The 25,223-nt window shown below is 69.6% G+C and carries 21 protein-coding genes and 1 pseudogene; 11 read left to right on the top strand and 11 right to left on the bottom strand.

Features of this window, described 5'->3' with window-relative positions; genetic code table 11:
• The first annotated feature begins 22 nt into the window (after positions 1-22).
• From JOD67_RS36390 to JOD67_RS36370, 5 genes are all read left to right on the top strand, one after another.
• Positions 23-1,168: a hypothetical protein gene (locus tag JOD67_RS36390; RefSeq protein WP_205122202.1), complete on the top strand. Its 1,146-nt coding sequence runs from the start codon at positions 23-25 to the stop codon at positions 1,166-1,168.
• The gene (locus JOD67_RS36385; protein WP_205122201.1) at positions 1,165-2,355 is read left to right on the top strand and encodes a toxic anion resistance protein; all 1,191 of its coding nucleotides are present in this window, start codon (positions 1,165-1,167) and stop codon (positions 2,353-2,355) included. Before JOD67_RS36390 ends, JOD67_RS36385 begins: the two co-directional genes overlap by 4 nt.
• Positions 2,356-2,359: 4 nt before the next feature.
• The gene (locus tag JOD67_RS36380; protein ID WP_205122200.1) at positions 2,360-4,009 is read left to right on the top strand and encodes a vWA domain-containing protein; all 1,650 of its coding nucleotides are present in this window, start codon (positions 2,360-2,362) and stop codon (positions 4,007-4,009) included.
• Positions 3,996-4,637 (top strand): hypothetical protein, encoded by a 642-nt coding sequence (locus JOD67_RS36375; protein WP_205122199.1) that lies wholly within the window; start codon positions 3,996-3,998, stop codon positions 4,635-4,637. The genes JOD67_RS36380 and JOD67_RS36375 overlap by 14 nt, the downstream gene beginning before the upstream one ends.
• 64 nt (positions 4,638-4,701) lie before the next feature.
• Positions 4,702-5,022, top strand: a complete 321-nt coding sequence (locus JOD67_RS36370) for a hypothetical protein (protein ID WP_205122198.1) — start codon at positions 4,702-4,704, stop codon at positions 5,020-5,022.
• Between the two features lie 179 nt (positions 5,023-5,201).
• Here the strand turns inward: JOD67_RS36370 and JOD67_RS36365 are convergent, their stop codons facing one another.
• On the bottom strand, positions 5,202-5,918 hold the full coding sequence (locus JOD67_RS36365; RefSeq protein WP_205122197.1) for an ASCH domain-containing protein: 717 nt from the start codon (positions 5,916-5,918) through the stop codon (positions 5,202-5,204).
• On the bottom strand, positions 5,918-7,072 hold the full coding sequence (locus tag JOD67_RS36360; RefSeq protein WP_205122196.1) for an acyl-CoA dehydrogenase family protein: 1,155 nt from the start codon (positions 7,070-7,072) through the stop codon (positions 5,918-5,920). Before JOD67_RS36360 ends, JOD67_RS36365 begins: the two co-directional genes overlap by 1 nt.
• A gap of 72 nt (positions 7,073-7,144) precedes the next feature.
• On the opposite strand from JOD67_RS36360, the gene JOD67_RS36355 reads away from it, so the two are divergent.
• A complete protein-coding gene (locus JOD67_RS36355; RefSeq protein ID WP_205122195.1) occupies positions 7,145-8,458 on the top strand; it encodes a UDP-glucose dehydrogenase family protein in 1,314 nt (437 codons plus the stop codon).
• A 15-nt stretch (positions 8,459-8,473) separates the two neighbouring features.
• Here the strand turns inward: JOD67_RS36355 and JOD67_RS36350 are convergent, their stop codons facing one another.
• Positions 8,474-9,412, bottom strand: coding sequence for an NAD-dependent epimerase/dehydratase family protein (locus tag JOD67_RS36350; protein WP_205122194.1), 939 nt, complete (start codon positions 9,410-9,412; stop codon positions 8,474-8,476).
• A gap of 86 nt (positions 9,413-9,498) precedes the next feature.
• Between JOD67_RS36350 and JOD67_RS36345 the strand changes: the two genes are divergently transcribed.
• Positions 9,499-10,422 (top strand): RNA polymerase sigma-70 factor, encoded by a 924-nt coding sequence (locus JOD67_RS36345; RefSeq protein WP_307782676.1) that lies wholly within the window; start codon positions 9,499-9,501, stop codon positions 10,420-10,422.
• A 138-nt stretch (positions 10,423-10,560) separates the two neighbouring features.
• Here the strand turns inward: JOD67_RS36345 and JOD67_RS40855 are convergent, their stop codons facing one another.
• Positions 10,561-11,919: an LCP family protein gene (locus tag JOD67_RS40855; RefSeq protein ID WP_239554219.1), complete on the bottom strand. Its 1,359-nt coding sequence runs from the start codon at positions 11,917-11,919 to the stop codon at positions 10,561-10,563.
• A 122-nt stretch (positions 11,920-12,041) separates the two neighbouring features.
• On the opposite strand from JOD67_RS40855, the gene JOD67_RS36335 reads away from it, so the two are divergent.
• Together JOD67_RS36335 and JOD67_RS36330 are read left to right on the top strand one after the other, a co-directional pair.
• Positions 12,042-13,460, top strand: coding sequence for an LCP family protein (locus JOD67_RS36335; RefSeq protein WP_205122193.1), 1,419 nt, complete (start codon positions 12,042-12,044; stop codon positions 13,458-13,460).
• 74 nt (positions 13,461-13,534) lie between these two features.
• The gene (locus tag JOD67_RS36330) at positions 13,535-14,602 is read left to right on the top strand and encodes a glycosyltransferase family 2 protein (RefSeq protein ID WP_205122192.1); all 1,068 of its coding nucleotides are present in this window, start codon (positions 13,535-13,537) and stop codon (positions 14,600-14,602) included.
• A 143-nt stretch (positions 14,603-14,745) separates the two neighbouring features.
• Here JOD67_RS36330 and JOD67_RS36325 read toward each other — a convergent pair whose 3' ends face one another.
• The 4 genes from JOD67_RS36325 to JOD67_RS36310 all read right to left on the bottom strand — a co-directional run bounded on the left by JOD67_RS36325 (position 14,746) and on the right by JOD67_RS36310 (position 19,616).
• Complete coding sequence (locus tag JOD67_RS36325; protein WP_205122191.1) at positions 14,746-16,020, bottom strand: serine hydrolase domain-containing protein; 1,275 nt, start codon at positions 16,018-16,020, stop codon at positions 14,746-14,748.
• Between the two features lie 75 nt (positions 16,021-16,095).
• Positions 16,096-16,872 carry an ABC transporter ATP-binding protein gene (locus JOD67_RS36320; protein WP_205122190.1) on the bottom strand — a complete coding sequence of 259 codons (777 nt, stop codon included), beginning with the start codon at positions 16,870-16,872 and terminating at the stop codon, positions 16,096-16,098.
• Entirely contained in the window at positions 16,865-17,728 is an 864-nt protein-coding gene (locus JOD67_RS36315) for an ABC transporter permease (RefSeq protein WP_307782675.1), read from the bottom strand. Before JOD67_RS36315 ends, JOD67_RS36320 begins: the two co-directional genes overlap by 8 nt.
• Before the next feature lie 91 nt (positions 17,729-17,819).
• Positions 17,820-19,616 (bottom strand): DUF5941 domain-containing protein, encoded by a 1,797-nt coding sequence (locus JOD67_RS36310; RefSeq protein ID WP_205122188.1) that lies wholly within the window; start codon positions 19,614-19,616, stop codon positions 17,820-17,822.
• Positions 19,617-19,743: 127 nt separating this feature from the next.
• Here JOD67_RS36310 and JOD67_RS36305 point away from each other — a divergent pair, with 127 nt between their 5' ends.
• Complete coding sequence (locus JOD67_RS36305) at positions 19,744-20,334, top strand: TetR/AcrR family transcriptional regulator (protein WP_205122187.1); 591 nt, start codon at positions 19,744-19,746, stop codon at positions 20,332-20,334.
• A gap of 69 nt (positions 20,335-20,403) precedes the next feature.
• The gene (locus tag JOD67_RS36300; RefSeq protein WP_205122186.1) at positions 20,404-21,252 is read left to right on the top strand and encodes an alpha/beta hydrolase; all 849 of its coding nucleotides are present in this window, start codon (positions 20,404-20,406) and stop codon (positions 21,250-21,252) included.
• On the opposite strand, the gene JOD67_RS36295 is transcribed toward JOD67_RS36300, so the two are convergent.
• The 3 genes and pseudogenes from JOD67_RS36295 to JOD67_RS36285 form a co-directional block, all read right to left on the bottom strand.
• Positions 21,236-23,965, bottom strand: coding sequence for an FtsX-like permease family protein (locus JOD67_RS36295; RefSeq protein WP_372442379.1), 2,730 nt, complete (start codon positions 23,963-23,965; stop codon positions 21,236-21,238). The genes JOD67_RS36300 and JOD67_RS36295 overlap by 17 nt on opposite strands.
• Positions 23,869-24,601: pseudogene (locus JOD67_RS36290) on the bottom strand (ABC transporter ATP-binding protein). Before JOD67_RS36290 ends, JOD67_RS36295 begins: the two are co-directional and overlap by 97 nt.
• The gene (locus tag JOD67_RS36285) at positions 24,598-25,164 is read right to left on the bottom strand and encodes a PadR family transcriptional regulator (RefSeq protein WP_205122184.1); all 567 of its coding nucleotides are present in this window, start codon (positions 25,162-25,164) and stop codon (positions 24,598-24,600) included. The pseudogene JOD67_RS36290 and the gene JOD67_RS36285 overlap by 4 nt, the downstream one beginning before the upstream one ends.
• Positions 25,165-25,223: the final 59 nt, after the last annotated feature.

Here is a 25,223-nt window from a genome sequence, read left to right as displayed (position 1 = left end):
ACATCGGCGGGGTGGAGCATCCGTGAGGCGTGTGCTGTCGATCGGCCTTGCGGCCGTATTGATCATTGGGGTCGGGTTCGCGATCTGGTTCGGAAGTCGGGGTGGGGGTCCCGGTGAACAGCCCGGCGGCAACACCAACCTGACCGCGGTCAAGGGCGTCATCGGCTCGGAGAAGTCGGCGTTCTTCAAGGACCAACGCGTACGTGACGTGTTCGCCAAGCACGGGCTGTCGGTCGAGATCGACACCGCGGGCTCGCGGCAGATCGCGACGTCGGTCGACCTGGAGAAGTACGACTTCGCGTTCCCCTCGAGCGCGCCGGCGGCGGAGAAGATCCAACGGGAGAGGAAGACGACGCAGAGCTTCGCGCCGTTCTACTCGCCGATGGTGATCGCCTCGTTCCAACCGATCGTCGACCTGCTCGCCAAGCAGGGTGTCGCGGTCAAGGCAGCGGACGGCACCTGGACGTTCGACATGGCCAAGTACCTCGAGCTCGCGGCCAAGGGCACGCGCTGGAACCAGCTGCCGGGCAACACGACGTACCCGGTCCGCAAGAACATCCTGATCCGTACGACAGACCCGAGAAACTCCAACTCGGCGGCGATGTACCTCGCGATCGCGAGCAACGTCGTCAACGACAACGCGATCGTGCAGAGCGCCGCGGAGGAGCAGAAGGTGCTCTCGCAGGTCTCGCAGCTGTTCCTCGCGCAGGGCTACACGGCGAAGACCAGTGAGCAACCGTTCGACGACTATCTCTCGCTGGGCATGGGGAACACGCCACTGCTGTTCATCTACGAGGCACAGTTCGTCGACCGGGTCGTCCGCAACGACGGCACGATCACGCCGGACATGGTGCTGATGTATCCCTCGCCCACGGTGCTGTCCAAGCACACCGTGGTGCCGTTGAACGACAACGGGGCCAAGGTCGGCGAGCTGCTCGTGAACGATCCCGAGCTGCAGTCGCTCGCCGCGACGTTCGGCTTCCGCACGACCAAGCCGGCGCAGTTCGCCGACGTCGTGAAGCAGCACAAGGTGGCCGTCCGTACGAGCGTCGTGGACGTGATCGACCCGCCGAGCTACGACACGCTCGAACGGCTGTTGACCTCGATCGAGAAGAAGTACGCGGCCTCTGGTGCCGCGGCTGTGGGGAAGGACGAAGGACCGCTATGACAGCTCTCGACCCATCGGCTGGAGCCTCCGAGCTCGTACTCACACCGCCCGAGCCGGTCACCGCCGTCCAGCCCGAACGTGCGAAGACGCTGGTCCCGATCAGCGAGGACACCCGCGCCCAGCTGGAGCAGCGGGCCGCGTCGTACGTCGCCAACGTCAGCTCGCTCGACCCGCGCTCGCCGGAGTTCACCGCGAAGATCGGGGACATCGCCTCCCTCGGGGACGGCGAGGTCCGCTCGTCGTCGCAGGTCGCCAACCGGATGCTGACCCGTTCGGTCGCCGCCCTCGCCGGCGCGAAGGGCGACGGCGCGGACGCCCAGCAGCGCGTGGGCAAGGGGCTGCTGGAGCTGCGCCGTACGGTCGAGGACCTCGACCCGAAGGACATCGGCAAGCTCACCGGGCGAAAGCTGCTGTCGAAGCTCCCGTTCGGCAACGCGATCCGCGACTTCATGAACAAGTACCAGTCGGCGAACGTCAACATCAACAAGATCGTCGTCTCGCTCCGCAACGGGCAGGACGAGCTGCGCCGCGACAACGCCACGATCCAGAGCGAGCGCACCCAGCTGTGGAACACGATGGGCAAGCTGCAGGAGTACGCGGTCCTGGCCGAGGCGCTCGACCGCGCTGTCGAGGCGCGGATCGCCGACGTCGAGATCGAGGCGCCCGAACAGGCCCAGAACCTCAAGGTGGACGTGCTCTTTCCCGTTCGGCAGAAGCACCAGGATCTGCTTACCCAGTTGGCCGTCTGTGTCCAGGGCTACCTCGCCCTCGACACGATCCGGCGCAACAACGACGAGCTGATCAAGGGCGTCGAACGAGCCGCGACCACGACCGTGTCCGCGCTACGGATCGCGGTGACGATCGCGCAGGCGCTGTCGAACCAGAAGATGGTCATCGAACAGGTCAACGCGCTCAAGGGCACGACCGAGGACCTGATCCGCGCGAACGCGGAGATGCTCGCCAGCCAGTCCGACGAGATCCAGAAGATCGCGGCCGACCCGGCTGTCGGCGCGGAGACGCTGCGGAAGTCGTTCGAGCAGATCTACACGACGATCGACAAGATCGACACGTTCAAGGCCCAGGCCGTCACGAACATGCAAGTCACGGTTGACGCACTGCGCACCGAGCTCGGGCACGCGAGCAGCTACCTCGAGCGTTCCCAGCAACGCAATCAACTCGAGGGATGACGCCATGAACGTTCGGGGGGTGCCGCGCGCGCTCGTTCTCGGGCTGCTCGGCGCGGCCATGGTCCTCGCCGGCTGTCAGACCGGCGGGAGCGGCGACACGAGGAGCGGCGACGTACCGGAGGGGCCGGGCAAGGCCGGCGAGCTGCGCATCCTCGCGGGCAGCGAGCTGTCCGACCTGCAGCCGATCCTCGAGCAGGCGAAGGAGAAGACCGGCGTCGCCGTGCACTTCGAGTTCGTCGGCACGCTGGACGGTGTGCAACGCGTTCTGGACGGCCAGACCAAGGACAAGTTCGACGCGGTGTGGTTCCCGTCGAACCGCTACCTCTCGCTGCATCCCGAGGCGGCCGGCAAGACGAAGACCGAGACGAAGATCATGACCTCGCCGGTCGTGCTGGGGATGGCGTCGTCGAAGGCTTCTCAGCTTGGCTGGGGACCGGGGTCGAAGGTCACCTGGTCCGACATCGCCAAGGCGGCCGGGGAGCAGAAGTTCACGTACGGCATGACGAATCCGGCCGCGTCGAACTCCGGCTTCTCCGCTCTCGTCGGCGTCGCGGCGGCGCTGTCGGGGACGGGCGCGGCGCTGGAGCAGGGCGACGTCGACAAAGTCGGCCCCGGCCTGCAGAAGTTCTTCTCCGCGCAGAAGCTCACCGCCGGTTCGTCCGGCTGGTTGGCGGACGAGTTCGCCGCCCGGGCGTCCGGTGGAAAGCCCGGGGTGAAGGTCGACGGCGTGATCAACTACGAGTCGGTGCTGCTGACGCTCAACGCGGCCAAGAAGGTGCCGGAGCCGTTGACGTTGATCTACCCGACCGACGGCGTCGTGACCGCGGACTACCCGCTCACGTTGCTGAGCACGGCTTCGGACGAGGTGGCCGACGGCTACCGCAAGCTGGCCGACTACCTGCGGACTCCGGACGTCCAGCGCGAGATCATGGCGCAGACGCACCGGCGGCCGGCGATCCCGCAGGTGAAGCCGACGGCCGAGTTCGGTGCGTCGACGCTCGTCGAGCTGCCGTTCCCGGCGAAGGTCGACGTGGTCAACGGGCTGATCGACACCTACTTCGACAAGCTGCGGCGGCCGGCTCGTACGGTCTACGTGCTGGACGTGTCCGGCTCGATGGACGGCGACCGGATCGAGTCGCTGCGCTCCGCGCTGGTCACGTTGACCGGTGCGTCGGACACGATCGCGGGGCGGTTCCAGCGGTTCCACAGCCGCGAGGAGATCACGCTGTTGCCGTTCGACTCGGGTCCGCACTCGCCGCAGGCGTTCGTCGTTCCGGAGAGGAAGCCGGAAGAGGTGCTGGGGCAGATCAAGTCCGCCGCGGAGGCGTTGGAGCCGGGCGGTGACACGGCCGTCTTCGACAGCGTGCTGGCGGCGTTCGACGAGCTGGCCAAGGCGCCGGCGGGTGACTTCGCGACGTCGGTCGTTGTCATGACGGACGGCGAGAGCAACCACGGCGCGGACAGCTCGCAGTTCTGGACGCGGCATGCGTTGCTGCCGCCGGCGTTGAAGAACGTGCCGATCTTCACCGTGCTGTTCGGCGAGGGCAATACTGACGAGATGAAGGAGCTCGCGTCTCGGACCGGTGGGCGGGCTTTCGATGCCCGGGAGGGTTCGCTGGAGGCCGCGTTCCGGGAGATCCGTGGCTACCAGTGAGAACCGGTTCCTGCGCTATCTCGGGTCGACCAAGAACCTGGTGGGCTCGGCGGCGGGCCTGGCGGGGCTGGGGCTGACGTTCACGGGGATCGCGGGACCGTACTGGCCGCTGGTGGTGGCCGCTCTGTACGCGGCGGGCGCGCTGTTGGCCCCGCCGGAGAAGCCGAAGCTGGTGCTGTCGGGGACGGCGGAGGACGTGGGTCCGCTGCGCACGGATCTCGCGTCGCTGGGGACGTTCGTGGACCGGTCGTCCTCGCGGCTGCCCGCGGGTGCGGTCGACACGTTCCGGCGGATCTCCGCGAAGCTGTCCGACGTCCTGGGGCACCCGAACGCGGGGTCGGACCCGGAGGTGTTGCACGTGCTGTCGTTGACGATCCGGCGCAACCTGCCGGAGAGCCTGCAGGCGTTCCTCTCCCTGCCGCGTTGGTACACGCCGCGGTCGGGGGAGCGTTCGCCTGGGGATGAGCTGCTGTACCAGCTGTCCCTGCAGGAGCGGTACGTGACGGACACCGCGGAGCAGATCTATCGGGCGGACACGCAGGGGATCAAGGACTTCACGATCTACCTGGAGAACCTCGACAAGCGCCGGCACGCGTCCGGCGAGCTGGATCTGGGCGACTCTTCCTGAGATTGCCCTGGCTGCGGTAGTTTCCGCGGCGGGAGTTGTGCGGAGTGGAGGGATTCAGGGGGCAATGCCGAGGTACTACACGTACGAGGTCGAGCTGAGCGACTACGACGGCAGCTGGGAGGGCTCGGGGCGGCGGGAGTCGCGTTCGGACCTGGAACGGGACGCCGACGACGTGGCGCGGGCGATCCTCGAGGTCTGGGTGATGGACCATCCGGACGACGTCGACGGTGGCGTGCGGATGCAGGTGTACGGCGACGACCCGGAGGACTATCCGGCGGACGGCCTCACCAACGTGCGGGTCTTCGTGTACGAGGGCACGCTCGAAGCCCACGACGACGCCCCCTCGGCCGCTGCGTACCTCGTCAACCACCCTGGCGACGACTAGCCTCAGGATTTCGTGACGGGTTGGTCGGCTGGTCGCCTCACACGTCCAGTGGCCCCTCTACCTGGCGTCCACCCCACGTAAAGGGGCCAATGATCATGTAAACATGATCATTTGGCCCCGAAGGTGGACGGAGTGAAGGTCACTCCTCGATCCTGCCTCGCCGACGCAAACTCTGATCGTCAGCGCCCGGTGAGCCGGAAGCCGACGATCGTCACGTCGTCGTCGAGGGTGATCTCCGGGTAGTGCCGCGGCATCCGGGCTCGCAGGTCGGCGAGGTCCGCGTTGCCGGCGGCCACCGCCTCCTCGTGCGTGACGTCGCTGAGGCGCTTGCGGACCAGGCTGGTCACCTCGCCCGACAGCACCACCTCGGGCGAGGACTCGAACACCAGGTCCGCCTCGCCGAGGCGCACCGAGTCGCGCAGGCGGATCGTCGCCACCTTCCGTCCGGCCCGTACGGCGTCCAGGTATTCGGCGGCGAACGGCACGCGCTGCTGGTTCGCCAGAGTGGAGACGTATGCGAGCGGCAATAGCTCCGCGACCGGCACCGTGCGCGGGCCGTCCGGCGTCGGCAGGATGACCCGGATTCCCGGGAACAGGTCGGCCAGCACCTGCCGGTCCCGCCCGCAGGGCGACAGCACGCCGCGGCCGCGGTCGCCGACCGCGACGATGGTCGTGAGCTCCCGCGCGCCCTGGGTCCGCGCGGTCGCGAGCGCCGTCAGCTCGGCGCAGGGGCCGCCGGTGAAGTGGTACAGGTTGACGCCGACGTACACCGACCCGTCCACCGCGCTCACGGCCGCGCCGACCGTGTACACCCGGCCGTCGCCGACGGCGTCGATCGCCCGGGTGGCCGCCGCGACGAGCGCCTCGTCCGAAGCGGTGAGGGGAGCGAGATCCATCAACCCTGCAACAGCTTTCGCCCCATCACCATGCGCTGGATCTGGTTCGTGCCCTCGTAGATCTGGGTGATCTTCGCGTCCCGCATCATCCGCTCGAGCGGGTAGTCGTTCACGTAGCCGTACCCACCCAGCAGCTGAACGGCGTCCGTCGTGACCTCCATCGCCACGTCCGAAGCGAAGCACTTCGCCGCCGCTCCGAAGAACGTCAGGTCCGAGTCGCCACGCTCCGACCGGGCCGCCGCCGCGTACGTCAGCTGCCGCGCCGCCTCGAGCTTCATCCCCATGTCCGCGACCATGAACTGGATGCCCTGGAAGTCCGCCACCGCCTGGCCGAACTGCTTCCGCTCGCGCACATAGGCGACAGCGTGGTCCAGCGCACCCTGCGCGATCCCCAACGCCTGCGCGGCAATCGTCACGCGCGTGTGGTCCAACGTACGCAGGGCCAGCTTGAAACCCTCGCCCTCGTTGCCGATCAGCCGCGAGGCAGGGATCGTGACGTTGTCCAGGTAGACCTCGCACGTCGGCGAGCCCTTGATCCCCAGCTTCTTCTCTGGCGCCCCGAACGACACGCCGGCGTCGGACTTCTCCACCACGAAAGCGGAAATGCCGCGCGCCCCCGCCTCCGGATCGGTCACGGCGAAGACCGTGTAGAACTCGCTCACCCCGGCGTTCGTGATCCAGCGCTTCACGCCGTTCAGCACCCAGGAGTCGCCGGAACGTACGGCCCGCGTCTTCATCGACGCCGCGTCGCTGCCGGCCTCGGGCTCGGACAGGCAGTACGAGAACATCGCCTCGCCGCGCGCCAGCGGCACCAGGTACTGCTGCTTGAGCTCCTCCGTGCCCGCGAGGATCAGCGGCATCGAGCCGAGCTTGTTCACCGCCGGGATCAGCGACGACGAGGCGCAGACCCGCGCGACCTCCTCGATCACGATCGCCGTGGCCAGCGCGTCGGCGCCGGCACCGTCGTACGCCTCCGGGACGTGCGGGGCGTGGAAGTCGGCCGCGCGCAGCGCGTCGTACGACGCCTGCGGGAACTCGCTCAGCCGGTCTGCCTCCGCCGCGTGCGGCGCGACCTTGTCGCGGCACACGGCCGCGCAGGCCTCGCGGATGGCCTCGTGTTCCTCGGGCAGGGCGAACAGCGGGATCTCGCTCATGCCGTGAATCCTACGGTGGGGTAACGTGCGGCGCGTCGGCCGTTCGCCAACAGGGCTGGGAGGTCCTAGGCCGTGACGCATCGCATCACTGTCATCGGTACGGGCTATCTCGGCGCGACGCACGCCGCCTGCATGGCCGAGCTCGGCTTCGAGGTCCTCGGCGTCGACGTCGACCCGGGCAAGATCGCCAAGCTGGCCGACGGTCAGGTGCCGATCTTCGAGCCCGAGCTGGAGCCGTTGCTCCGCAAGCACGTCGAGACCGGCCGGTTGCGGTTCACCACGTCCTACGACGAGGCCGCGGAGTTCGGCGACGTCCACTTCGTCTGCGTGGGCACGCCGCAGCGCGATGGCGAGTACGCGGCGGACCTGTCGTACGTCGACGCCGCCGTCGAGGCGCTCGCCAGCCGGATGACCCGGCCGGCGCTGATCGTCGGCAAGTCGACGGTCCCGGTGGGTACGGCCTCGCGCCTCGCCGCCCGCATCGCGTCGCTCACGACGGCCGACGTGGAGCTGGCGTGGAACCCGGAGTTCCTCCGCGAGGGCTTCGCGGTCGAGGACACGCTGCGACCCGACCGGCTGGTGCTTGGGGTGCGCAGCGAGCGGGCCGAACGGATCCTGCGCGAGGTCTACGCGCCGATCGTCGCCGGCGGCGTACCGGTGATCGTGTGCGACTTCGCGACCGCCGAGCTGGTGAAGACGGCGGCGAACTCGTTCCTCGCGACCAAGCTCTCGTTCATCAACGCGATGGCCGAGCTGTGCGACGCGACCGGCGCGGACGTGTCGATCCTCGCCGACGCGATCGGGTACGACGCGCGTATCGGCCGGCGGTACCTCGACGCCGGGCTGGGGTATGGCGGAGGCTGCATCCCCAAGGACCTGCGCGGCTTCATGGCCCGCGCCGGCGAGCTGGGTGCGGAGGAGGTGCTCACGCTGCTGCGCGAGGTCGACCAGATCAACCTCAACCGCCGGCAGAAGGTCGTCGACCTGTGCGCGGAGGTGCTCGGCAACCGCTGGGTCGGCTCGAAGGTCGCGGTGCTGGGTGCGGCGTTCAAGCCGAACACCGACGACATCCGCGACTCGCCCGCGCTGAACGTCGCCGGCCGGATCCACCTGCACGGCGCACTGGTGAGCGTGTACGACCCGAAGGCGAACGAGAACGCCCGCCGCTCGTTCCCGACCTTGCGCTACGCCGACTCCGTCATGGACGCCTGCCGCGGCGCCCACGTCGTCCTGCACCTGACGGAGTGGCCGGAGTTCCGCGAGCTGGACCCCGTCGTCCTGGGCGACGTGGTGGCGGACCGCCAGGTCATCGACGCCCGCAACTGCCTCGACCGCCAGGCCTGGCGGACAGCCGGCTGGACCTACCGAGGCCTCGGCCGCCCTTAGGGTTGCGCTGACTCGTCAGAGGCCGGTGCGGAAGCCTTCGCGCCAGCTCGGGTAGGTCAGCTGCCAGCCCAGCTCCCGCTTGGCCTTCGCGTTCGACGCGCCGCGGATCTGGGTCATCATCGCGACGCCCATCTCGCCGATCAGCAGCTTGGCGACGAAGGCGGGCACCTTCAGCGGTGGCTTGGCGCCCAGTGCTGAGGCGAGGTACGGCAGCCACACTCGGACCGGCGCCGGCTCGTCGTCGACGATGTGGAAGATCCCGGTCGCGCTGCCCTCGATCGCGCAGACGGTGGCCGAGGCGACGTCGGCGATATGGATGAACGACCACACGCCCTCGCCGGAGCCGACCAGGGGCAGCTTGCGCGACCGGACCATCTCGGTGATCTCGCCGTCGCGGCCGAGGCTCGTGCCCGGGCCGTAGAAGCCGCCGTACCGCAACGCGACGCCCGCCAGGTCGGACGCGCCCGCCACCACCTCCTCCACGTGCACGATCGCGGCGTACGACTCCCGGGACGCGGCAATCGGCGACGGGTCGAGCGGATCGGCCTCGGTCTTGGCCGGCCCGCCCGTACGCGGGAACGGCCAGCTGGTGAAGCTCTGCGCCACGAACCGCCCCGCTCCACTCGCCCGAGCGGCAGCGAGCAGGTTGTCGGTCCCGCGCGTCCGCAGCTTGTTCGTCTCCGCGAACGACCGGTCGAAGTGCTTGAAGTCCGCGCCCGTCCCGAGGCCGGTCAGCTGGTGGACGACGACGTCGGGCTTGGACTTGCTGACCGCGCGGAGAACGCCGTCCGCGTCCAGGCCGTCGACCACCACGGGCTCGACCCCGGAAGCGCGCAGGCTCTCGACCTTGGCGGACGAACGAGTGGTGCCGACGACCTCGTGGCCCCGTTCGATCAGGGCCGGTGCCAGGTAACGGCCGACGACTCCGGTCGCTCCGGCGAGGAAGATACGCATCGGTGTGCCTCCATTTTCCTCACTTGATGACCCCTCCGACGTACGGCTCCTCCGTCCTGTGACACCGACATGGTTGGATCGAAGCCGTGACCAATCTCGCGGCGGACCTGCACGACGAGCTGCGGCCGCTGATGTTCTCGATCGCGTACCGGATGCTCGGCAGCGTCGCGGAGGCGGAGGACATCGTGCAGGAGGCGTTCCTGCGCCTGGTTCGGTCGCAGCCCCACGAGGTGGAGTCGCCCGAGGCGTACGCCACGACGGTCACGACCCGGCTCGCGATCGACCACCTGCGCTCGGCGCGGGTGCGGCGCGAGCAGTACGTCGGCGCCTGGCTTCCCGAGCCGCTGCTCGACACGTCCGCGATGGGCGACCCTGCCGCGCACGCCGAGACGGCGGACACGGTGTCGCTCGCGTTCCTCGTCCTGCTGGAGAGCCTGACGCCGGTCGAGCGCGCGGTGTTCCTGCTGCGTGAGGTCTTCGGGTACGACTACGACCGGATCGCCGCCATCGTGGAGAAGACCGAGGCGAACTGCCGGCAGATCTTCGTCCGCGCCCAGCGCCGGCTCGCGTCGGGGGAGTCTCGCTTCGAGGCCTCGCCTGCGCGGCGGGACGAACTGGCGCGGCAGTTCTTCGCGGCGGCGGAGTCAGGCGACATCGCTGGCCTGGAACGGATGCTCGCCGAGGACGTCGCGTTCGTCGGCGACGGCGGCGGCAAGGCACCCGCGCTCGCGACCCCGGCGGTCGGCCGGACCAGGGTGGCGCGGTTCGTGCTGGGCATCTTCCGTACGGCGAAGAGCCTGTCCGGCAGGATCGAGCCCACGCTCGTCAACGGCCACCCCGGCGCCCGCATCGTCGACGCCGACGGCAACCTGGCCGCCGTCCTCGCCCTGCAGATCGCCGACGGTCAGATCGTCGGTTTCCAGAACGTGTTGAACCCCGACAAGCTCGCCCACCTCGGCCCGCTGATCGACCCGAGCCTCTTCCCCGGCAACCAACGGCCCGCCCGCTAGCCTCGACCTTTCGTCCGGCGGTGGTTCGCCCGGTCCGGCCCGCCCGCCCTGGGGCCAATGATCATGTTTACATGATCATTGGCCGCTTTACGTGGGGTGGACGCCAGGTAGAGGGGCCACTGGCCGGGTAAGGCGAGGCTAGGACGGCAAGGGCGAAGGCAGCAGGTCGCGCGGGATCGTGCCGCCGGAACGGAGGGCGTCGAAGAGCAGCTCGGCTTTGTCCTCGTCCAGCCGCTCCGCGCTGCCGTCGGTCACCGGCACGGTCAACGTCACGCCGCCCTCGCCGGAGATCGCTCGCATCGCGAGGGCGAACTTGGCCAGGTCGAACAGCCCGGTCGAGTCGCCGACCGTCAGTGCGTCGCCGCCGGCGGTGTTGAGGGTCGCGTACCGGATCGGGTTGACGAACGTCGCCGGGCTCGCGGCCTCCTTCAGCACCGCCGCGAGGAACTGTCGCTGCCGCTCGACCCGCCCAAGGTCGCCGCGCGGGTCGGACTTGCGGGCACGGACGTACCCCAGCGCGTTCTTGCCGTCCAACGTCTGGCAGCCGGCCGGCAGGTCGATGTGCGCGTCCTTGTCCTTCATCGCCTTCGGCAAGCACATCTCGATGCCACCAAGGGAGTTGACGATCGACGCGAAGCCGCCGAACCCGATCTCGACGTACTCGTCCACCCGCAGGTTCGTCGTCGCTTCGACAGTCTTCGTCAGCAGCTCGGCGCCGCCGAACGCGTAGGCCGCGTTGATCCGGCTCCGCCCGTCCCGACCGGGGATGTTCACGCGCAGGTCGCGGGGGATCGAGACGAGCACCGGCGGCCCGAACGTCGGAACGTGCAGCAGCATGATCGTGTCGGTCCGCTGCCCGGTCGCGCGCCCGGTGCCGAGCTCGTTCTGCTCCTCGCGGGTCAGGCCCTCGCGGCTGTCCGAGCCCACCAGCAGGTATGTCGTGCCGGGCGTGTCCGGTGGCCCGCCGTCGGCCGACTCGAACGGCACCTTGTCCACCCGGCCCCACGCCACGATCGGCATCGCGACGAGGAACACCAGGTACGCGAAGATCAACAGCAGGATGATCCGGATGATCGGCAACCGGCGCCGGCGCCGCGTGGACGGAGCCCGGCGCGGCGGCTGAGGGGGCTGTGGACCCCGCGGACCCTGCGGCGGGCCGCCGGGCCCCTGGGGCTGCGGGCTGGGCTGTCGCGGCGGGAGCGGCGGCGGGTACTGCGGATCGTTCGGATCGGTCCGGTACGGAGCGGGCGGCGGCTGCTGCCCGTACCCGCCCTCTTGGTCGTAGCCCTGGTCGTAACCCTGCGACAGCGGCCGCGTCGAGTCGGACTCGTCGGCGTACAGCCCGCTCCGCCTGTGCCCGGACCGCCGATCGCGGCGCCGCGGCATCATCTGGGTCGCGTCGTCACCCGCCGGCTCGGCTTGGTCGCCCGCCGCGTTGTCGCGTGCGTAGAGCCAGTCGTATTGGGGGTCCTCGTCGCGCGGGCCACCGTTGGGCATGCCGGTCACGCTACCCGGATTGAGATCCCACCACTCGGCGTGGCACCCCCGAAGTTCCGATCCGCTGTGCAAATACTGACAGTCACGAACATCACGGAGAGTAGATCGAACGGGGCAGGGGCATGCAGGAGGAGGACCTCCAGGGGCACTCGTCGCGGGTGCGATTCCGCCGGAGCATCACGCTGCTGTTGATGACGTTGTTCGCCCCCGGGACGGCTCAGCTCGTCGCCGGCAACAAGGCGGTCGGACGGTTCGCCGTACGTGTCCTGCTCGGCGTCCTCGGCGTCGGAGCCCTCGCCGCACTGCTCGCCTGGCTCGCCCCCAACCTGCTCGTCGGCCTGTTCACCAACTCCGCCGTGCTCGCCGTGCTCCGCATCGTTCTGCTGATCTTCGCCGTCGGCTGGCTGCTGCTGTTCATCGACGCCTGGCGCCTCGGCCGGCCGCTCGGCCTCGAACGCAAGCAGCGCCTCACCGCGACGATCGCCACCGCCACCATGTCGCTCGTCTGCGTCGGCGCCCTGCTGCTCGGGTCGCAGTACGTCGCGGTCGCCCGCGAGTCGATCGACGGAATCTTCGGCGCGGGCAAGAAGTCCGACCCGAACGCCGGCCGCTACAACATCCTGCTGCTCGGCGGCGACGCCGGCCCCGACCGCGAGGGCCTCCGTCCCGACAGCATCACGCTGGTCTCGGTCGACGAGGACACCGGCCACACCGCGATGTTCAGCTTCCCGCGCAACCTGCAGCGCGTCCCGTTCCCGCGCGGCACCGTGATGCACGAGCAGTTCCCGAACGGGTTCCACTGCGACAGCTGCCTGCTCAACGCCGTCTACACCTGGGCGAACGACCACAAGGAGCTGTTCCCCGGCGTACCGGACCCCGGGATCGTCGCCACCAAGGACGCGATCAGCGGACTCACCGGGTTGCCGGTCAACTATTACGTGCTCATCGACCTGTTCGGCTTCCGGCAGCTCGTCGACGCGGTGGGCGGGCTGACGATCGACGTCAAGAAGAACGTCCCGATCGGCGGCATCGGCAGCGAACGCAGCGGCACGATCAAGGCCGGCAAGCAGAAGCTCGACGGGTACCGCTCGCTCTGGTACGCCCGGTCCCGGACGGGCTCGAGCGACTACGACCGGATGGCCAGGCAGCGCTGCGTGATGGCGGCGATGCTGGACCAGCTGGATCCCGGCACCGTGCTGCTGAAGTTCCAGGCGATCGCGAAGGCCGGCAAGCAGGTGATGTCGACCGACATCCCGAGCTCGGAGCTGGGGAAGTTCGTCGACCTCTCGATGCGGGTGAAGAAGCAGAAGATCACCTCGGTGCAGTTCGTCCCGCCGCTGATCCGCGCGTCGCACCCGAACGTCACGCTGATCCAGTCGAAGGTCCGAAGCGCGATCGATGCGTCGAACGGCGTCGTTCCCACCCCGACGGCGGCGAAGAAGCCGGTGAAGGCACCCCAGCCGTCCAAATCGATAAAATCAAACGGGACAAAGTCTCCCGAACCGGTCGGCGACCTCAACTCTGTCTGCGCGGCAGCCTGACCCTGCGTCCCTACTCCGTCACAATTGGCCCGGCGACGGGTCGGTCAGGGATGCCAGATAGGTTGGCGGACGCTATGGAGACAGTCGAGGAGACCGGTGTCGTGACACGAGACTCCGATACCGCGCGGGCTACTTGGCCGCCGGTCTCTGTCGTGATGCCGGTACTGAACGAGGAACGCTTCCTGCGCGACTCGGTCAACAAGGTGCTCGCCCAGGACTACCCAGGCCCGCTCGAGATCGTGATCGCGGTCGGTCCGTCCACGGACCGTACCCACGAGATCGCGCAGGAGATCGTGACGGCCGACCCGCGCGTGCGGTTGATCGACAACCCGCGCGGGATCACGCCCAGCGGACTGAACGCGGCGATTCGGCAAGCCCAGCACGGGATCGTGATGCGGGTGGACGGGCATGGGATCCTCTCGCCCGGATACATCAAGCGCGCGGTCGAGGTGCTCGAGGAGACCGGCGCGGACAACGTGGGCGGCGTGATGGCTGCCGAGGGTTTGACCCCGTTCGAGCAGGCCGTCGCGCGGGCGATGACGTCGGCGCTGGGGATCGGCGGGGCGCGTTTCCACCTCGGTGGTGGCGCCGGGCCGGTCGACTCGGTGTACCTCGGGGTGTTCCGGCGGTCGACGTTGGACAAGCTGGGCGGGTACGACGAGACGTTCGTCCGCGCGCAGGACTGGGAGCTGAACTACCGGATCCGTCGCAGCGGCGGCACGGTGTGGTTCTCGCCGGACCTGCGGGTGACGTACCGGCCGCGGCCGAACGTCCGTGCGCTGGCGCGGCAGTTCTACCTGACCGGTCGCTGGCGGCGCGTGGTGACGCGTACGCACCGGGGCACCTCGTCGCTGCGCTACCTGGCGGCGCCGACGGCCTCCCTCGCGGTGCTGGTCGGGACGCTGCTCGGCCTGGTCGGCGCGGTAACCCGGATGTCGCTGCTGTTGCTGGGCTTCGTGCTGCCGGTGGGGTACGCGCTCGCGATCGTGCTTGGCTCGCTCGTCGAGAGCCGCGGCCTGAACTGGCGGGCGCGGCTGTGGCTGCCGGTCGTGATCGCGACCATGCACCTGACCTGGGGCTGGGGCTTCCTCACCAGCCCGCGCTCGCTGGGCGAGCACGAGCGGCCGGACGAGACGCCCTAGCCGCCGACCGTATCCGCCGGTCGAGCACCCGGGCCAATGATCATGTTTACATGATCATTGGCCCCTTTACGTGGGGTGGACGCCAGGTAGAGGGGCCACCGGCCGTGTAAGGCGACCACGGGCGGGTGGTCGGACGGGACGCCCTAGCTGCCGACGAACGCGGCGTGCAGGAAACCCTTCAGCAGCGAGACATTCGTGTTCGCGAGCGCCGCGACCGCGTGCCCGTCGTCGGCGGCGTAGACGGCAGCGGTGTAGCCGGGCCAGTTCCCGCCGTGGTACGCGACGAGCATGCCGTCCCGGTCCTCGACGCGGACCGCGAGACCCTGCCACCGCCCGGACGGCTGGACGACGTACCGGCCCAGCAGATCCTCGCGTGAACGTGCCGAGATCAGCTCGTCGGTCATGACCGCCGCGGCGAGGCGGGCGGCGGAGGAGGCGGAGCAGACGAGCTCGCCGGCGCCCTGGGCGAGGATCGCGCTGCTGCGGACCAGCACGAGCTGACCCGCGTCGACCACGTAGCCCCGGGCCGCGTCGTCCGGCAGCACCGGCGCGACGGCAACGTCCGACAGCCCGAGCGGTTCCAGTACCCACGACGTCACGGCCTCGGCGTACGAGCGCCCGAGAACGTCCGCGGCCACCTGACCGAGCGCGACGAAGCCGAGGTTGCTGTACGCGAAGCTGCCCGCTGGCCGGACGGCGCGGATGCCCTCGGCGAAGGACTCGGCCGGCGCGGGCACCGGCCCGAGGTAGTGCCGCAGCCCGACGCCAGGCGGCATGCCCGCGGTGTGCGTGAGCAGCTCCCGCAGCGTCACCGCCGACGGTTCGCCCTCGGGATCGAGCAACGGGAAGGCACGCAGGTACGTCGTGGCGGGATCGTCGAGAGCGACCAGACCGGTCTCCTGCAGCCGGAGCAGGAGCAGCGCGGTGGCGATCTTCGAGATGGAGCAGATCCGGAACGGCGTGGTCGGCTCCACGGGCCGTTCGCGCGCGACGTCGGCCCAGCCGTAGCAGGCGGCCTCACCGTTCGTGGACGCCACCGAGACGCCGACGGCGGGCTCAGCCGCGACCAGCGGCGTGATCACCGGGTGTTCGGCTGCGCAAGGTGCCAGCGAGGAGAACGGGTACGTCTCGGCCGCCTCCCAGACTCCGCCAGGCGACAACGCGTGCTGGCACTGCAGGAGCTGCGCCCGCAGCGCACGCCAGTCACCGGGCAGCGAGGACAGCAACGCCAGCAGCAGATGCTCGGTGCCCACGATGCTCGTGTCCCGGACGAAGGCCTCGTCCGCGGCCAGCGCCTCCCAGCCCGCACGGTCATGCGCGACGCCGGCAGGCGAGAGCCGGAGGCCCAACGCCAGAAGCGCCGAAGCGGCAATCCCGTCGGGCTCGGACAGCAGGCCCTCGAGCAGCTGAGCAGGCACGATCGGCCCGCCAGAAGCGAGTCGTTCGGCGTGATCCAACGCCGATGAGGCGCGTGGAGCGAGCCTGAGCGGCACTCAGCCGCCGGTGTCGGCGATGTACGCCTTGACCACGGTGGCGGCGTCGTCGTCCATCTTGATCTCGCCCTTTTCCAGCCAGATCGCCCGATCGCAGGTCGCGGTGATCACGTCGAGGCCGTGACTGACCAGGAACACCGTGCCAGCCTCGTCGCGCAGCTCACGGATGCGTTCCTCCGAACGCCGCCGGAACTCCGCGTCGCCGGTCGCCAGCGCCTCGTCGATCAGCAGCACGTCGTGCTTCTTCGCCGCCGCGATCGCGAACCGCAGCCGCGAACCCATGCCCGAGGAGTACGTCCGCATCGGCAGGTCGATGAACTCGCCGATGCCGGAGAACTCGACGATGCTGTCGTACTTCTCCTTCACCTCGGCGGGCGTCATGCCCATCGCGAGGCAGCCCAGGACGACGTTCCGCTCGCCGGTGAGGTCGTTCATCAACGCCGCGTTCACCCCGAGCAGCGACGGTTGCCCGTCGGTGAACACCGCACCCTTCGTCGGCGGGAGCAAACCGGCGATCGCCTTCAGCAGCGTGCTCTTGCCCGAGCCGTTCCGGCCGATCAGGCCGACCGACTCGCCGTGGTACGACGTGAACGAGATGCCGCGGATCGCGTGCACCTCGCGCAGCACCGGGGACGACTGGCGGCGCACCAGGCGCCGGAGGGCCGCCGGAGCGGTGCCCTTGCCACCCGTTCCCGCGCCGAAGACGCGGTAGACGACGTGCAGGTCGTCGACCACGACGGTCGGCGCCCGCTCGTCGGTAGGTACGACCTCAGCCACGCCCGTAGGTCTCCTCAGCACGCCAGAAGTACCAGAACCCGACACAGAACATCACCACCGCCCAGACGATCGCGGCCAACCATGCCCAGGAGGGCGCGTCGTGCCGATCCATGAAGGCATCCCGAACGAGCTCGATATACACAGTTGCCGGGTTCCCCATCATGATGTCCCGGAGCTTCGGATGATGGTGCATCTTCTGCGGGATCGAGAAGAACACGCCGGACATGTACAGCCAGGTCCGGGTGATGAACGGCAGCAGCTGCGTGATGTCGGTCATCCGCGAGCCGATCCGCGCGAGGGCCATGCACAGCCCGGTGTTGAAGATCGTCTGCAGGATCAGCGCCGGAATGATCAGCAGCCACGCCCAGGTGACCGGCTCACCGGTGAGCAGGACGATCACGACGAGCACGCCGACGGAGATCAGCATCTGCTGCAGCTCGATCAGCGTCAACGTCAACGGCAGTGTCGCGCGCGGGAAGTGCAGGGCGCGGATCAGCCCGAGGTTGCTGGTGATGGCCGACGCGCCGGACGTGACCGAGCGCTGGGTGAACGAGAACACGAACACACCGGTCACGAGGAACGCGATGAAGTTCGGGATGCTCCGACTGGTCTGCAGCAGCAGGCCGAACAGCAGGAAGTACACCGCGGCGTTCAGCAGCGGCGTGAGGACCTGCCACAGCTGGCCGAGGCGGGCGCCCGCGTACATCGTGACCGTGCGCGAGGTCGCGAACGAACGGATGAAGTACCGCCGCTCCCACAGCTGCCTGATGTAGCTGAAGAACGGTGGGCGGGCCGAGCTCGGCGAGAGGCCGTAACGCCGTGCCAGTTCGGACGGCGTCTCAGTGACACTCGTCACAGAGCGCCTCCGGGCGACTGCAAACTCATGCGCACGAGAGTACGACATGACCCTGGGCAACTATCGGCACGCCTCACTTCGCCGTCCCGGTTCACCGGCCGTCTCCTGTCACCAGCGTCGCCATGCGCTGCGTCGGTTCTCCTCGTACCCATGTCGCGGTGTTCACCACACTCTCGGCCACGAACAACACCGCCAGATAGATCGCCAGAACGATCAGACCACCTGCCAGCCAAGCGGATCCGGCAAGGGTGAGCAGCGCAAGGATAAGCATGCGGCCGTCGTGACCGCCTGTCGCGGCGACCAACCAGCGCGGTGGCGCGGTCTCGGCGCCGCGCAGCCGGTACACGGTGTCGTAGTGGTGGAACGAGGTGGCGGCGACGTACGCGAACGCCGCCGGCAGCGCGTGCGGGGCGAGCATTGACGCCGCACCGATCGCGACGGCGGCCTCCGCCGCCCGGTACGACGGCGGCAGCACCCAGTCGGCCCATCCGTTCAACGGTTGGCGGCTGGCGAACGAGATCAACAGGACGTACCAGAGCACGCCGACGACGATCCACATCACGCCCGCGGAAGGGGTGAACAACAGCGCGCCGGTGAGGACGACCAGGGCGACGAGCGTCACCAGCGGCGAGGGGAGCGAACGGCCCGGCAGCGCGTGGTGCCAGAGCCAACCGATAGGTCCGACGTCGACCATCGCGCCGAGCGACCAGGCCGCGTGCTGGGACCAGCCGCGGCGGATCTTGCGCAGGCTGCGCAGGATCCGGCCGGTGAACCCGTACAGAGCGGACAGCAGCCCGAGGCCGAGCAGCACGAGGAACATCGTGCGGGGGCCAGCGAGGATCGTGAGTACGGCGATGAGCAGCATGCGTTCGCCCTGGGGGAGCAGGGCGAGCCGGCGCAGGCCGACCGTCCAGTGCAGCTCCGCCAGCTTGGCCTGGGCCGAGGTCGTGACGACGCCGGCGTCCACGCTGGTCTCGGAGTACGCGAAGTGCATCATGTGCCGGACGACCTGGAACGCGACCGCGCTCGCGGCGAGCAGCCAGATCTCGTCGCCCGGTTGGGTGGCGGCTCCATACGCGAGGCCGGCGAAGAACACGAACTCCTTCGCCTTGTCGAACGTCGCGTCCAGCCAGCTGCCGAGCTTGGTGAAGTTGTAGGTGTAGCGCGCCAGCTGGCCGTCGATCGAGTCGAGGAAGAACGAGACCAGCAGCAGGAGCGCGCCGACGGTGAGGCCCGCCCTCGTTCCGGTCGCGGCGAGCACGCCCGCGACGAGCGCGACGACGGCGGACGCCCAGGTGACCTGGTTGGGCCGGATGCCGCCGCGGGCGCACCAGCGGGCGACGTGCTTGGTCCAGGGGCTGACGAGGAACGAGGTGAACAGGCTGTCCTCGGCCTTGACCGCCTGGTTGAGGCGGACCCGTTCCTCTGTCTTGTCGTCCAGCTGAGCGCGGAGCTCGGCGGCTTCGGCCGGCGTGGCCGCGAGCTGGGCCACGAGTGGGGCCGGGTCGATCCGCTGCAACGGCAGCTCGCTGGCGAGCGCCGCGGCGATGTGGTCCGGGTCCGGGTCGGCGCCGGCGATCGTGACCGCGGTGAGCAGCTGCTCGCGGGCGGCCTGCGCGACCGCGACCGCACCCGGTCCGGCGGCGGCGATCGGGCGCGGGTCGGCGACGATCTGGCGGAGGACGTGCGACTGGGCGACCAGGCGGCGGTCGACGAGCGCCACCCGCCCCTCGGGCGCGGTCTGGATCGCCTCGTGCAGCGTGCTGGGGTCGGCGGCGTCCACGACGGTGAGGCCGAGGGTGCGCAACTGCTCCGCCAGCGCCTCGTGCGTTGGTGGCTGGGCTGCGTCGACTGGTCCGACGAGGAACGCGGTCGCCAGGTGGATCACCCCTCTGTCATGAACGGCTCATCGTAGGCCGCTCCGTTCAGGGTTGAGCAGCTGATGCCCGGTCTCCGTGTTCGCCATTCTCGGCGAGGCCGTAGCGGTAACTGAACGGTCGTGCTATTTTCGAGTCATGAGCAAGGGTGAGGAGACGCGGCACGCCGTGCTGGAGGCCGCGTTGCGGATGGCCAGCAAGGTCGGGCTGCGGGGCCTCACCATCGGCTCGCTCGCCGAGCAGGCCCAGCTCTCCAAGAGCGGGTTGTTCGCGCACTTCCGTTCCAAGGAGGCACTTCAGCTCGCCGTGCTGGAGTACGCCTCGGCCCGCGTCGTCGACCTGGTGATTCGCCCTGCCCTGAAGACCAATCGTGGCGAGCCGCGGCTGCGCGAGCTGTTCGAGGGCTGGCTCGAGTGGGACCGCGACACCTGGCCCGGCGGCTGTGTTTTCGTGGCCGCGGCGACCGAGCTCGACGACGAGCCCGGTCTCGTCCGCGACCGGCTGGCCCAGTGCCAGCGGGACTGGCTGGAGTCGATCGCGACGATGTGGCGCTCCGGAGTGAACGACGGCCAGTTCCACGCCGATCTCGATCCCGAGCAGTACGCGTTCGAGCTGCACGGGGTCATGCTCGCCTTTCATCAGTCGTACCGGCTGCTCGCCGATCCGCACGCCGAACGGCGGGCGCGGGCTGCGGTCGACAAGCTGCTCGCCTCGGCCCGCGTCGGCTGAGTCGCTCGAAATCTCCCGGGGAGGGACCTCATGGTGTCGCTACAGAAAAGCACGATCGGTCGTATCAGAATGCTCGCCCTCTTCGGGCTGACGAGGGCCGCCTTCGGCCTTCTCGAGCCGCTCGCTCCGGACGTGGGCTCGCGTTGGGCCGCGAAGCTGTGGTTCCGCACGCCGCCCGGGTCGCGCCGACCGGCCGTGCCGCTGGCTCCCGGGACGCCGTTCACGGTCCGCGTCGACGGCCGCCGCGTCGTCGGGCAGTCGTGGGGCGAGGGCCCGGTCGTCTACCTCGTACACGGCTGGGGTGGCTGGGGGACGCAGCTCACCGCGTTCGTCGAGCCGCTCGTCTCGCTCGGCTTCAAGGTCGTGACGTTCGACGGTCCGAGTCATGGCGAGTCCGAGCCGGGTGTGTCCGGTCCGGGACGGACGACCCTGTACGAGCAGTCCGACGCGCTCGCGATGGTGGTCGCCGAGCACGGTCCCGCGTACGCGCTGATCGCCCACTCGGCCGGTGCGGCGGTCGTCGCGATGCAGCAGCGCGAGGGGCTCAAGCCGGACCGGCTGGTGTTCCTCGCGCCGATGGCGCACCCGACCCCTTCGACGATGACGTTCGCGCGCCGCTTCGGCTTCGGGGAGCGCATCCGGCGCCGGATGGTGCGGCGGATCGAGTCGAAGTTCGGGGTGACGATGGACGCGTTCGCGATCCCGTCGCTGGCGTCGGAGCAGGCCGTCCCGCCGTTGCTCGTGGTGCACGACCGGAACGACGAAGACACGCCGATCTCGGGCGGGCAGGAACTCGTCCGGGCCTGGCCCGACGCGCGGCTGGTGACGACGCTCGGCCTCGGCCACCACCGCATCCTGCGGGACAAGGCAGTAGTGGCCGAGGCGGTCGACTTCGTACGTACTACTCCGCGCGTCTGACCAGCGTCAGGCTCCCGCGGGTGAACACGCCCGCGCCGAGGATGGCGAGCAGCGGCACGCCTACCGCGACGATGCCGAGGAGCTCCCATGGGATGTCGACGATGTGCCCGCCCGCCGATCCGGCCGTGATCGGGTAGGTCAGTGCGATGCCGGGGACGATGCCGACCGCGACCCCGGCGACCACTCCGAGCACCGCGATCACCACCGCCTGCCCCATCGCCGTCGCGCGCCGGGTCCCCGGCCCCGCGCCGATTGCCGCGAGCGTGGCGAAGTCGGCTTTGGCGTCGTCGAGCGCGAGCGCCGTCGAGGTCGACGTACCGACCAGCACGATCAGCCCGCCGATCAGCGCCAAGAGGAGGAACAGGTACGTGCCGGCCGGATGGTCGTAGCCACGCTCGACGTAGAGGTCGGTGAAGCCCACCAGGCCGCCGACGATCTCGTCGACCCGCGCCTGCTGCACCTTGGTGATCGCGGGCTCCCCGGGCGGCACGACGACCCTGGACGAGGTGAACGCGAGGCCCAGGCGCTCGGCGGTCTGCTCACTGATCACTCCGGGATAGGTGACCTTCTGGTCGAACGGTGCGGTGATCGGGGGAAACACCAAGGCGGGCACCTCGAGGCGCTTGGTGTCGGTGCGGGACTTACCGTCGGTGTCCTTGGTCAGGTAGGTCTGGAGGTAGGCCGTCCCGCGCTGGGTGAGGGCGGCCTCGACCGGGACGAGCACGCCGCCCGCAGCCAGGGTCTTGGCCTCCGCCGCCGTGGGCTTCCTGCGGAGCAGGGCCTCGACACCTTCTGGTGTCACCACCGCCAGGCTGTACGACTCCAGCCGGCCGACCCGGTCGATGGCCTTGCAGCTGGGGAAGCCTGGGCCCTTGCAGCCGGCTCCCGGAACGACCAGGGTCGCCATCCGCCCCTTCGCCGCGTAGGGGTCGACCTCGTAGAGCACCGCGACCTCGCGTCCCGGCAGCTCGTGCTCGACCGCCCGCTCAGCCTCCTTCGCCGCGGCGTTGGGCACTCCGTAGAGGAACCCGGTCAGCGTGCCCATCGGCTCTCGGGGCTGGTAGTCCCGGCCTTCCATCGCGAGCGTGCTGAACGCCGCGACCGACATGGCTGTGACGGTGAGGACCGTGCCCATGATCGCGGCGACGGCGGGGACCGTACGGCTCCGATGCCGTGAGGTGTCCCGCGCGGCCAGTCGCAGCGGCAACGGCAGTCGTCCGGCGAAGCGGCCCGCGAGCCCGACGACGGCCGGCATGATCAGGATCGCGCCGAGCGACAGGGCGACGGTGCCGGCGACCACCGCCCAGTTCTCGGCGTCCTTCCGGAATCCCTGCAGGACCAGGATCGCGACGCCGATCGCGGCGATCACGACGCCAGCGATCGGCCAACGGCGCTTGGTACGGAGCTCTCCGCGCCGGCCGCCGAGGACCGCGACGGCATCCTGGCGGGAGGTCTGGATCGCGGGGACGAGCGCCGCCGCGAGGGCAGCCAGGACACCCGCACCGATGAGCATCCCGAAGTCGCCCGGGTCGAGGGCGACATCCGGGATCGCTTTGCCATAGAAGTTCTCGATGACGGGGCGGGCGGCGAGGAACCCGACCACGCCGACCGCGCAGCCGAGCACGGCGGTGGCGAACCCGAGGACCAAGGCCTGGGCGAGTACGACCCGGCGAACGTCCTTGGGGGTGCCGCCGGTCACGACGAACAGGGCCAGCTGCCTGCTCTGCCGGCGGGCGCCGACGGCGAACGCCGGTCCCGCCAGCAACACGATCTCCAGGACCACGATGCCGCCGATCGCGCCGTTGGTCCCCAACATGCTCGAGTCGTCGGAGGTCTGCCTCTCGACCATCTTCGGGGCGATCTCCGACGTCGGCGGCGGGTCGCGGAGCACGGCTCGCGAGAGCAGGTACAGCCCCTGCTCGTTGAGGGCGCGGACCTGCTTCCAGGAGAGGGGAGGCCCACCGACGAGGTACTCCGGGGGATTCCCGTCCTCACCCAGCAGCGCGCCGGGGAGGGCCACGAGCTGCATGCCTTTGAGGTCTTCGGGGACGCGGACGATGCCGGCAACGGTGAACGCCTTGCCGTCTCGTACCCGCACCGTGCCGCCGAGGCCCATGCCCCGCTCGGCGAGGGCGGCGGTGACGAGGACCTCGTTCGCTCGTTCGGGCGCTCGACCGTCGGTGATCTTGGCGAGTCCCTTGGTCAGCTTGTTGCGCAGGTCGAGCTCGCGGACCTGGACGCCAAGCCCGCCGGCCTCGGTGGTGAGCAGGACCCGGCCGGTCTGGACGGAGGCGAGGTCGTTGTTGGTCGCCTTCGCGATCTCGCCGGCGGTCCAGGGGACGTCGTCCTGCTCGTCGCCGTCGTACAGCCACCGTTCGGTGGGGTGTTGCACGAGCGGCTGGTGGCCGTGCCCCTGGACGAGGGCCTCCGCCGCGCCCAACGACCGCAACGTGGCGCTTTCGTCGCCGGCCTCCACCGAGCGCAACGTCAGGGACAGCCCGGCGACCAGCAGGACGGGGATGCCGATCATCAACACCACAAGGAGATTGCGGCCCTTCGCGCGCAGCACGTCGCGGCGCGCGATGCGCAACGACACCCGCCAGGAACCTCGGATGCTCATTGGGCGCCTTCGAGAAGTGACTCGGGCTCGGAGACGTACCCGGAGTCGTCGACCATCCTGCCGTCGCGGAGGAACACGACGCGGTCGGCCCAGGCGGCGTGCCGGGCCTCGTGGGTGACGAGCAGTCCGGCCGCCCCTGCGTCGACCCGACCACGCAACACCCGCAGCACCGACTCGCCGGTCTCGGAGTCGAGCGCCCCCCGTCGGCTCGTCGGCGAGCACGAGCCTGCGCTCGCCGACGAGCGCTCGCGCGATCGCGACCCGCTGCTGCTGACCGCCCGACATGTCGTCGGGGAACCTGTTCGCGAGGTCGGCGATGCCGACCTCCTCGAGCGCCGCGACGGCCTGCTTGCGGGCACGGCGCGCGGACACTCCGTCGAGCTCTCTGGGGAGGGCTACGTTCTCCGCGGCGGTGAGGGCGGGGATCAGGTTGAAGTCCTGGAAGACGTAGCCAATCGCGCGTCGCCTCAGCGCCGCGACCTGGGCGCGGGACTGGGTGCCGAGGTCGACGCCTTCGACGATCGCGTTGCCGGACGTGGGGGTGTCGAGGCCGCCGGCGAGATGGAGGAGCGTGGACTTGCCGGAGCCGGAGGGACCCATCACGGCGACGAGCTCGGCGGGGCGGATCTTGAGCGTGATGCCGCGGAGCGCGTGCACGGCCGTCTCACCGTGTCCGTGCACGCGGCGTACGTCGCGGAGCTCGAGGACGATCTGTGCGGCGGCGTTCATCGCGGCACCTCGATGTCGTCGGGCTGCGGCTGCGGGGCCTTGGTGTCGCTGGTCTTGTGTCGGATCAGCCGGCTCTCGCAGTGGTCGAGCCAACGCACCTCCGCCTCTGCCTGGAAGATCATCCCGTCGAGGATCAGCAGCCAGGAGATGTCCTTCTCGGTGGCGTCGCGCTTGAGCCGGGTCAGCTCTTGCAGCGTGCGCAGGGTGGCGGTCCGCTGCGTCTGCACGATCGCCCCGACGTCGACGCCGTTGACGGTGAGCGCGAGGGCGAGCTTGATCGCGAGCTCGTCCCGCGGTCGCGCCTCGCGGCTGACGGGCGTACGGAACCAGCTGGTGAGCTCGTCGCTGCCCTGGTCGGTGATCTCGTACATCACCCGACCCTCGCCGTCCTCGCCCGCGCCCCGCACGAGGCCGTCGCGGTCGAGCCGGGTGAGCGTCGTGTAGACCTGCCCGACATTGAGTGGCCAGGTCGTTCCGGTGGCGTGCTCGAACTCGACCCGGAGCTGGTAGCCGTACTTCGGGCCGTCCTGGAGCAGGGCGAGAAGACCGTGTCTGATGGACATAGCTACTGAGTATGCATACTCGGTAGGCTGGTCGCAAGTCAGGCGTTTCTGGCTGTGGA

It is taken from the genome of Tenggerimyces flavus (assembly GCF_016907715.1).
In the GTDB taxonomy this organism is placed as follows: Bacteria; Actinomycetota; Actinomycetes; order Propionibacteriales; family Actinopolymorphaceae; genus Tenggerimyces; species Tenggerimyces flavus.
Note: the sequence above shows the minus strand (reverse complement) of the source record. Positions and strands in the feature narration are given on the sequence as shown.